Below are 9,212 nucleotides of genomic sequence, written 5' to 3' on the forward strand. Positions count from 1 at the left end.
CAACAGCGACGGCCTATCCCCTCTCCGCAACCGACGCCCCTGCGCCCTCCCGCCAGTCCGGCACCCGTGCAATCGCAAGCCCGCTTGCCCGCCGGCTTGCGGCGGCCGCGGGGTTGGACCTGTCGACCGTCTCAGGGACCGGTCCAAGGGGACGCATCAAGAAGCGTGACATTGACGCCGCACTCGCCGGGCGTCCGGATCGGTCCGGCGGCATCCAGACGGAGCCGACCGAGTCCCCGGCATCGCACGTCGCCACGCCGGCGACAGCGCGTCGAACGGCGCCGGCGGTCCTCATCCACGGCTTCGGAGCGGACCGTTCCGTTTGGCGGCAAGTCGTGCCTTTGCTCGAACCGGATGTTACGACGGTCAGCCTCGACCTGCCCGGCCACGGTGCGGAGGCCGCGCGGCCGGCCAAGAGCATCGAGGAGATCGCCTTCGCCCTTTCCGACCAACTGGAGGCCATGGGCGTCAGGGACGCTCATCTCGTCGGCCATTCCCTGGGCGGGGCGGCCGCTCTTGCGCTTACGCGGATCGGCCGCCTCACCGTGCGCTCCGTGACCCTTCTTGCCCCGGGCGGTCTCGGCCCAGAGATCAACGCCGGATTCATCGCCGGGCTTGCGCGCTCGACCACCGTCCAGGCGCTCGAGCGCTGGCTGGCGGTCATGGTGGGCGATCCTCGAACCCTGCCGGCCGGCTACGCGCAAGCGGCGCTGAGGCAGATGGAAAAGAACGGCAATAGGGATGTGCTGGCCTCAATGGCCGAAGCGCTGTTCCCGGATGGAACGCAAGGCTTTGACCTGACGCCCGCTCTCGCGGAGCTCGGCGTGCCGACACGGCTCGTGTGGGGCAAGCTCGACCGCGTAGCACCTGCCGCTCATGCCGCCCGCGCGCCCGGCTTCGCCGCTGTTCACCTGCTCGACGGCGTTGGCCATGTGCCGCAGATCGAAGCGCCGGCGCTGACGGCCAGGCTTATCGCGGAGACGGTGCGAAGTTGCGGTTGAGACGATCCGCGCTTGCGGCGCCGGCGAAGCCGAGCCGGACAAGACTTTTCTGGCCTCACGGGGCCGGAACAGGAACCAGAAGGAGTGACCGAGATGATCTTCGACCACCGCACCTACACCGCCCGCCCGAACAAGCTGCCCCATTTCCTCAAGCTCTATGAGGATGTCGGCCTGCCCATGCAGCGGCATTATCTGGGAGAGCCTTTCGGCTTCTTCCAGACTCATATCGGCGATCTCTCCCGGACCGTGCACTTGTGGAAATACGAGACCCTTGCCGACCGTGAGGAGCGTCGCGACCGCATGGAAGCCGACCCGGAATGGCAAGCCTATCGGCGCAAGGTGATCGAGACGGACTATCTCCTCGACATGCGCAACCAGATCCTGAAGCCGGTTTCGTTCTTCAACCCCGGCAAGTGACATGCAGCTCGTTTTCTCGGCCGAGGGCAAGACCTGGCCCATTCAACTGAACGGCGACACCCTGCGCACTCGCCGCTCGCTGCTGGCCGCCTTACCCCTGCGTTTGCAACTGCACACGCCCAAGATCGCCGGCAGCCATATCTACTGGCACGCCCCCTTCGTCGAGGACGTGGAGGGCGCGACCCACGTGCTCGACGCCAAGGCGGGAGCCTTCATCTACTGGCCGGTACGGCAGTTCCTGGAAATCACCTTCGCGCCGCTCCAGGCCGAGACCGCGGAGATCACCGTGCTCGGCCATCTCGATGCGCCGGTCGAGGGCATCGCGGAGCTCGCCGCGGTGCTCAAGCGGGAACAGGGACGCCGCATCATCGACGGGACCCTGGCACTGGCCGACGGAGGGACTGAGGAGTCCCCGCCGGCATCGACGCTTCCACACGACATCGTGGCCGGACGCAAGGTGATCTGGGACCGCATGCCCGACGACATAGCCCATATCACCGCTTCGCGGGCCATCATGCATCCCGCCGGACCGGTCTTCACGGCGGAGGCGGAGGCGCGCGTCCTGCACGAACTGCTCTGGTGGATCCGATCCGAGCGGGCAAGCGTCGACGAGGCGGTGCTGCGCCAGACGGCGGCACTTGCGCTGAACAAGGCGGCGACGCGGCTGCGAGACTTCTGCCATCTCGCGGAAACGCCGGCGCTGCTGTTTCGTCTCGAGAGGGCGATGGAGGAGGCAGTGCCTTTCGACCCCCTTGTCAATGAGGCGATCCTCGTCGCCGGCCGCATCGGCGCCTGGCTCGACCTGCTTATCCCATGGAACGACCTCAACGAAGCGTTTCGTGCCGCGCTCGATGGGAGAAGGGCCTGAGAATGGACAGACTGACCATCGGCATTGTCGGGTTCGGCATCATCGGGCAGCGCTGGGCAGCTTGCTTTGCCCATGCCGGTCATGATGTGCGCGTATATGATCCGGCGGAGGGTCAGGAGGCAGTCCTTCACGAAGTCCTGCCGGCGCTCGCGGCAGACCTGGACAGCTTGAAGGGCCCCGCGCCCGCGCCCGGGGCGATCAGGCTTTTCCCGACGATGGCCGAGACACTCGAAGGAGTCGACTTCGTGCAGGAGAACGGTCCGGAAGACCTGTCGCTCAAACGGCGGCTGCTTGCCGAGATTGAAAACCATATCGGCGACGAGGTCATCGTCGCTTCCTCCTCCTCCGCGCTGCTCGTCTCCGACATCCAGGCCGAGTGCCGCGTGCCGGGTCGCATCGTGCTTGGTCATCCGTTCAACCCGGTGCATCTGATGCCGCTCGTCGAGATCGTCGGCGGCAAGGCGACCGATGCGCAGGCAATCGCGCGGGCGCGCGCCGTCTACGAAGACATCGGCAAGAAGCCGGTTACGCTCAACAGGGAAGTGACAGGCCATCTCGCCTTGCGCCTGATGGGCGCGATGTGGCGCGAAGCCATAGCCTTGGTGCGCGACGGCGTCGCGTCGGTCGAGGATATCGATCGGGCATTCATGTACGGACCGGGACCGAAATGGACGTTGCAGGGCTCATTCATTTCCAACAGCCTCAATGCCGACGGCATCGAGGACTTCCTGCGCAAATACGGTCCCACCTATCAGGCCATCTGGGACACGCTGCTCGAGGCCAGGCTCGACGCTGACACGATCCGGGCGGTTTCGGCGTCGACGGCCGCGGCGGCGCATGGCCGCGGCCCCGAGGAACTCAGGGCAGCGCGGGATGCCGGGCTGGTCGGCATCCTGAGGGCGGTCGCCGAACACGGCGCGCTTTGATCGTAGCAGCTTGGGAGAACGAGCATGGACTATCGCACCGCCCTCGTCACCGGAGCCTCCAAAGGCATTGGCGCGGCGATCGTTGAGTGCCTCGTGGCGGAAGGGCTGACGGTCCATGCGCTGGCGCGTAGCAAGGACGCGCTGCTTGCCTTGCGGGAGCGGCTTGGGCCGCGGGTCAAGCCCATCGCAACCGACGTTCGCGATGGCGAAGCGATCATGTCCGCGCTGGGCACCGCCGAAATCGACGTGCTGGTCAACAATGCCGGCGGCCTGGCGACCGTGCGCCCCTTGCATGAACAAAGCGCCGAAGAGACGGCGGAGGTGGTGGAACTGAATCTCACCGCGCCGCTGCAACTCATCCGCCTTCTTCTGCCCGGTATGATCGCGCGCAAGCGCGGCCACATCTTCACCCTGACCAGCACGGCAGCCAGCGGCGTCTTTGCCGGTACGACAGCCTATGGCGCGGCAAAGGCCGGCCTGTCGCAAGCGGGCCGCATCCTGCGCTTCGATCTTGCAGGCACCGGCGTGAGGCTGACCGAAATCGCGCCTGGACGCGTCGAGACGGATTTCTACCTCAAGGCCTTTGACGGAGACCGCGAAGGCTTGCGCAAGCGCATGTATTGCGAGCAACGGCCATTGCGCCCGGCCGACATTGCCGCCGCGCTTGTTTCGGCGCTGCGGATGCCTGACCATGTCGACATCGCGGAATTGACCATCGCGCCGAGCGAACAGGCGGCGGGGGGCCAGAAATACCCGCCGCCGCCGCTACGATGATCGGCCTCGCATCGCCGCTTCTAGGTATCGGCAGGGCCGCCGGTCAGCTTCGCGAGAACCGCCATGCAGGCCTCCTCCCAGGCCACCGGCACCTCGCGCGCCGAGAGAACCTGCAGTCCCCGCTCGGTGATCCCACCCGGCGTCACCAATTCCAGCAGCATCCGCTCCATCGGGTCTTCCTTTTCGGCGATCAGTCGTCCGGCCGCCACGAAGGTCCTTGCCGCCAGCCGGCGGGCCGCCGTGGGATCGAGGCCCTGGGCGCTCGACCATTCCGCCGTCCTGCGGATGAGGTCCTGTGCCCAGCCGTAGACCGCGGCACTGACCGTCGCGACATCGAAATCCCTCTCGCTGGAGAGTGCTATCGGGGGGCCTAACCGCTCCAGCACCGCCCTCGCCTGCTCCACGTCGGGATAGTAGACCGTCGGACTGGCCTCGATCTCGGAAGCGGTGAGCGGCATGGCGCGAACGATACGCGCCGGCGCGACATCCAGACCGGCCAGCGGCACGCCGGCGCAAACCGATATCACGGTCTGTCCCTTTCGCCACGGCAAGCCGCTAACTGCTTCCGGCGCATGGATGGGTCGCACAGCGACGAGGACGACATCGGCAACCTCAACAAGTTCGCGATTGTCGGCGGCGAGCCGAAAGCCGTGCTGGATCGCGAGGGCCGCGGCCTTGCCGCGTGGAGACAGGATGATTGCCGCTGGATCCAACCCGGACCGCACAAACCCTGTCAGCATGGAAGCGGCCAGATGCCCGACGCCAAGAATGCCAATGATCATTTCCTTCCCCCCGAAGCGCCGCTTGCCATTCGTATGAACTTGCGAAAGAAGTGTGAGCCGCAAAGTGTCGACACAACCTGCAGACAAATCCGATTGGAACTTTCATGACCGAACGAGTTGAGGGCGACGCCGGCAGCGGCCAGCCCGCCATGAACGAGGCCGAAACGCGACGCAGCGCCGACAGCAGCGAACGTGCCTATCTCACGATCCGCAAGCATCTCGTGGAGTTCACGCTCAAGCCCGGCGAGCGCATCAACGAGGTCCAGCTTTCGCGCAGCCTGGGTGTCTCGCGCACGCCAATCCGCGAGGCGTTGAACCGGCTCGCTTCCGAGGGCTTCGTTTCGCTTACCCCCAATCGCGGCTTCTTCGTAAGGAGCCTCAGCACCGAGGGTCTGCTCGATCTCTATGAGCTGCGCTCCATCATTGAATGCGCCGCTTTCAAGCTGATGTGCGAGCGCGCCGAAGACCGCGAAATCGATCGGCTGCGTGAATATTGGGAGGCGATCGTCGACGGCTATCGAGACCAGCCAGCCGACATCATTCTGGCTGAGGACGAAGGCTTCCATCTGCTCATCGCCGAGCTCTCGGGAAATCCCGAACTTGTCGCGCAGCTCGCTTCCATCAATGCGCGCATCCGCTTCATCCGCCGCATCCAGATCGAGCACCCTTCGCACGACAAGGCGCAAGTCACCTTCCACTCCGGGATCGTCGCCGCCGCCGTCAAACGAGATGCCGAGGAAGGCATGAAACTGTTGCGCGAACATATCGAAATGACCGTCTCCGTCACGCAGCAGGCGCTCAAGGACGCGCTGCTCAAGGTTTTTGCGCCCGACAATGCCGCCGATTTGAAGCGTCGCCGAAAGGTCCGTGATGCTTAATCGGTATCTGACCACAAGATTGAACGCAATAGTGTCGACACTTTCTTGACTGCCACTCCTTTGTCTGCTTCGATGCGCTGGCAAAGAGGGGAGAAGACCGGAACGGCCGCCCTCACGTGACAGCAGCTAAGGGGAACCTTCATGAGAAAACTTACCGCCGCACTCCTTCTCGGCACCTCACTCTTCGCGGCACCCGCCATGGCGGAGCAGATAACCGTCGGCATGGCCGCGCCGCTTTCCGGCCCGCAGGCGTATTTCGGCAATACCTGGCACAATGGCTTCAAGCTCTACGTCGACAAACTGAACGCGAATGGCGGCGTCAACGGCGTCACCATCGCCTACGATCAGCAGGACGACAAAGCCGACCCGCGCGAGGGAACGCTCGTCGCCCAGAAGTTCTGCGACAACGACAAGGTCGTGCTCGGTCTTGTGAATTTCAATTCCGGCGTTGCCCAGTCGACGCTGCCGATCTACGAGGACTGCTCGCTGCCGACCATGACCTTCGGCTCGAACCCGTCGCTGACCAAACAGGGCTACAAGTTCATGGTGCGCCCCGTCGCCAACGACCTGGCCGGCGCGCTATTGCCGGCTGAATACGCCTTAGGGAAGCTCGGCGCGAAGACCGCCGTCATCGTCAACGACAAGCAGGTCTTCGGACAGGGAATTTCCGAGATATTCGCCAAGAACTTCGAAGCGGGCGGCGGCAAGGTCCTCGATACCCTGGCGGTTGCGCCGACCGACGTCGACTTCACCGCCGTTCTGGCCCAGATCAAGACCAAAAAACCGGACGCGATCTATCTTGGCGCGGTGATGCCGCAGCTTGCGCTATTCGCCAAGCAGATGCACGAACAGGGTATAGCCGCGGCGCTGATGGTGCCGGACGGCGGCTATACCCCGGACCTTATCAAGCAGGCCGGCGAGGCCAACGTCCAGGGCACGCTTGTCGCCATCCAGGTCCCGCCGATGGATGCTTCCCCCGAGATCGCGGATTTCGCTAAGCTCTATAAGGCCAAGTATGGTGAGGATGCCGGGCCATATTCGATCTACGGCTATGTGCAGGGCCAAATCCTCGAGCAGGTGCTCAAGACGACCAAGGGCCTTACGCGCGAGGACATGAACGCCGCACTGCATGCGGCCAAGGTCAAGACCGCGGTAGGCGAACTGGAGTTCGACGACACAGGCGAACTCAAGGTGGCCCCATCCTACCTTTACAAGGTCGAGGGCTCGGACTTCAAACTGGCCGGCCAGAAATAGTCATGCGCCGGAGTCGCCTCGGCGGCGGTCTCCCGGCTTGTCTACGGCCGCGCTCCGTCGAAGCGCGGCCGTAGAGATTGTTCTTTCTCCGGCTGCGCCAGCCGCGCGAAATCTACTGCACAGGATGCCGGTCCATGCTGGGAAGCCTCATCCAACAAACAGTCAATGCCCTGACGATAGGCTCCATCTACGCGCTGATCGCTCTCGGTTACACGATGGTCTACGGCGTGCTGCGCATGATCAATTTTGCCCATGGCGAAATGTTCATGCTCGGCGCCTACGTGGCTTTCCTGGTGCTCAGCATGCTGATCGGCACCGTGGGCGGCGCCGGCGCGATTGCGCTTACCGCGGCCTTCGTCATCGCCATCTTCCTGGTGGGTGTCATCGGTGTCGGCATCGAACGGATTGCCTACAAGCCCTTGAGGAATTCCACGCGTCTCGCGCCGATGCTCTCCTCGCTCGGCGTATCGCTCTCGCTGGTCACCGGCATCCAGATTCTTGCCGGCCCACAGCCTGTCGCCTTTCCGAGCTTCTTTCCCGCCGTCCGCTACGAGGTGATGGGCGGCACGGTCAGCTCGGTGCAGATCGGCATCCTGATCGCCGCCTTCGCGCTGATGTTCGGCCTGCATTTCCTCGTCAACCGCAGCCGCATCGGCATCATCGTGCGCGCCGTCTCGGAAAGCCGGCCCACGGCCCAGCTTCTGGGCATTAACGTCAACGGCGCGATATCCATGGTGTTCTTCGTCGGGCCGCTGCTCGGCGCGGCCGGCGGCATCCTCTACGCCAGCTACTACGGCATCATGACGCCGACCATGGGCGCCGTCATCGGCTTGAAGGCCTTTACCGCGGCGATCCTCGGCGGCATCGGCTCCATTCCAGGCGCCATGCTCGGCGCCTTCATCCTCGCCTTCGTCGAGGTTGGCGGCACGGCGCTGCTGCCCATCGTCACCCATGGCGTGCTCGGCACCGAATACCGCGACGTGCTGTCCTTCGCGATCCTCATACTCGTGCTCCTGATCCGTCCCGCCGGCATTCTGGGCGAAGCCGTTTCCGAGGAAAGCATCGTGTACAAGAGGGAGTTCTGATGTCCGTCGCCGAGACCCTCACCGCCGCCAAGCCGCGTTCGGGACGGGCCATTTCGTTCCTCTTCTTGGCCATCGCAATCGCGCTGATCGTGGCGACCCCGTTCCTGCCCAACTACTATGTCCGCGTCATCAACAGCCTGCTGATCTACATTCTGCTCGGCATCGGGCTGAACATCGTGATCGGCTATGCGGGACTGCTCGATCTCGGCTTCGTCGCCTTCTATGCGGTCGGAGCATACAGCTACGCGCTGCTTGCCAGCCCGCAGCTCGACCTGCACTGGCCGTTCCTGCTCATCCTGCTGGTCGCAGCCTGCCTCGGCGCGGTCACCGGCATATTGCTCGGCATACCGGTGCTGAGGCTGCGCGGCGACTACCTCGCCATCGTCACGCTCGGCTTCGGCGAGATCATCCGCATCATCATCAACAATCTCGACTGGCTTACCGGCGGACCGAAGGGCATAGCGCGCCTCGACAAGGCGTCGATCCTCGGCATCCAGGTCGCCCGTCCGATCGATTTCTTCTGGCTGTTGCTCATCACCGTGCTCGTCGTCGGCACACTGGTCTGGCGGCTGGAGCGCTCCATCCTCGGCAAGGCCTGGGCGGCGATCCGCGAAGATCAGGACGCCGCGCGCGGCATCGGCATAAACACGACCAACGCCAAGCTTGCCGCCTTCGCCACGTCCGCGACGATCGGGTCGATCGCGGGAGCGATCTTCGCCGCCTCCCAGCGGTTCGTCAGCCCGGAGAGCTTCACGCTGCAGGAATCGGTGCTGATCGTGCTGATGATCGTGGTCGGCGGCATCGGCAACATTCTGGGCATCGTCGCGGGCGCAACGATCCTGATGCTCTTGCCGGAGGTGCTGCGCGAGTTCGCGGAATGGCGCATCCTCTTCCTGGGGTTGTTGATGATCTTCCTGATCATCGTGCGACCGGCGGGAATCGTGCCGCGCAGCTTCGGCCCGGACAAGCTCATCCGGAGGCTCTTCGGCAAATGACGCTCACCTTCGACAGACTGCGAAAGCAATATGGCCAGGTCGTCGCCATCGACGACGTGACGGCCTCCTTCGCTCCCGGGCTCATCCACGGCGTGATCGGACCGAACGGCGCCGGCAAGTCGACGCTCATCAACATGACCGCCGGCTCCTACAGCGTCTCGGCGGGATCGATCGCGCTCGACGGCAAGCGCCTCGACACGCTGAAGAAGTATCAGATCGCCAATTCCGGCGT

11 protein-coding genes are annotated in these 9,212 nt (G+C 64.4%); 10 read left to right on the forward strand and 1 reads right to left on the reverse strand.

Going from position 1 to position 9,212, the window contains the following annotated elements:
• Window positions 1-113: 113 nt before the first annotated feature.
• The 5 genes from EOD07_RS12200 to EOD07_RS12220 all read left to right on the forward strand — a co-directional run bounded on the left by EOD07_RS12200 (window position 114) and on the right by EOD07_RS12220 (window position 3,986).
• Window positions 114-1,001 (forward strand): alpha/beta fold hydrolase, encoded by an 888-nt coding sequence (locus EOD07_RS12200; protein ID WP_281059047.1) that lies wholly within the window; start codon window positions 114-116, stop codon window positions 999-1,001.
• Window positions 1,002-1,094: 93 nt separating this feature from the next.
• Window positions 1,095-1,418 carry an NIPSNAP family protein gene (locus EOD07_RS12205; RefSeq protein ID WP_071030573.1) on the forward strand — a complete coding sequence of 108 codons (324 nt, stop codon included), beginning with the start codon at window positions 1,095-1,097 and terminating at the stop codon, window positions 1,416-1,418.
• Between the two features lies 1 nt (window position 1,419).
• Entirely contained in the window at window positions 1,420-2,286 is an 867-nt protein-coding gene (locus EOD07_RS12210; protein WP_127235625.1) for a hypothetical protein, read from the forward strand.
• Window positions 2,232-3,212, forward strand: coding sequence for a 3-hydroxyacyl-CoA dehydrogenase NAD-binding domain-containing protein (locus EOD07_RS12215; RefSeq protein ID WP_127235626.1), 981 nt, complete (start codon window positions 2,232-2,234; stop codon window positions 3,210-3,212). The genes EOD07_RS12210 and EOD07_RS12215 overlap by 55 nt, the downstream gene beginning before the upstream one ends.
• Window positions 3,213-3,236: 24 nt before the next feature.
• Window positions 3,237-3,986: an SDR family oxidoreductase gene (locus EOD07_RS12220; RefSeq protein ID WP_127235627.1), complete on the forward strand. Its 750-nt coding sequence runs from the start codon at window positions 3,237-3,239 to the stop codon at window positions 3,984-3,986.
• Between the two features lie 20 nt (window positions 3,987-4,006).
• Here EOD07_RS12220 and EOD07_RS12225 read toward each other — a convergent pair whose 3' ends face one another.
• Entirely contained in the window at window positions 4,007-4,768 is a 762-nt protein-coding gene (locus EOD07_RS12225) for an NAD(P)-binding domain-containing protein (RefSeq protein ID WP_164772204.1), read from the reverse strand.
• Between the two features lie 104 nt (window positions 4,769-4,872).
• Between EOD07_RS12225 and EOD07_RS12230 the strand changes: the two genes are divergently transcribed.
• The 5 genes from EOD07_RS12230 to EOD07_RS12250 all read left to right on the forward strand — a co-directional run.
• Window positions 4,873-5,646, forward strand: coding sequence for a GntR family transcriptional regulator (locus tag EOD07_RS12230; RefSeq protein ID WP_052457802.1), 774 nt, complete (start codon window positions 4,873-4,875; stop codon window positions 5,644-5,646).
• 141 nt (window positions 5,647-5,787) lie between these two features.
• Entirely contained in the window at window positions 5,788-6,900 is a 1,113-nt protein-coding gene (locus EOD07_RS12235; protein WP_127235629.1) for a branched-chain amino acid ABC transporter substrate-binding protein, read from the forward strand.
• A 134-nt stretch (window positions 6,901-7,034) separates the two neighbouring features.
• Window positions 7,035-7,985, forward strand: coding sequence for a branched-chain amino acid ABC transporter permease (locus EOD07_RS12240; RefSeq protein ID WP_245470079.1), 951 nt, complete (start codon window positions 7,035-7,037; stop codon window positions 7,983-7,985).
• The gene (locus tag EOD07_RS12245; protein WP_127235630.1) at window positions 7,985-8,980 is read left to right on the forward strand and encodes a branched-chain amino acid ABC transporter permease; all 996 of its coding nucleotides are present in this window, start codon (window positions 7,985-7,987) and stop codon (window positions 8,978-8,980) included. Before EOD07_RS12240 ends, EOD07_RS12245 begins: the two co-directional genes overlap by 1 nt.
• On the forward strand, window positions 8,977-9,212 hold a 236-nt coding region (locus tag EOD07_RS12250), incomplete at its 3' end, for an ATP-binding cassette domain-containing protein (protein ID WP_164772205.1). The genes EOD07_RS12245 and EOD07_RS12250, both read left to right, overlap by 4 nt.

The organism is Mesorhizobium sp. M2C.T.Ca.TU.002.02.1.1, from assembly GCF_003997225.1.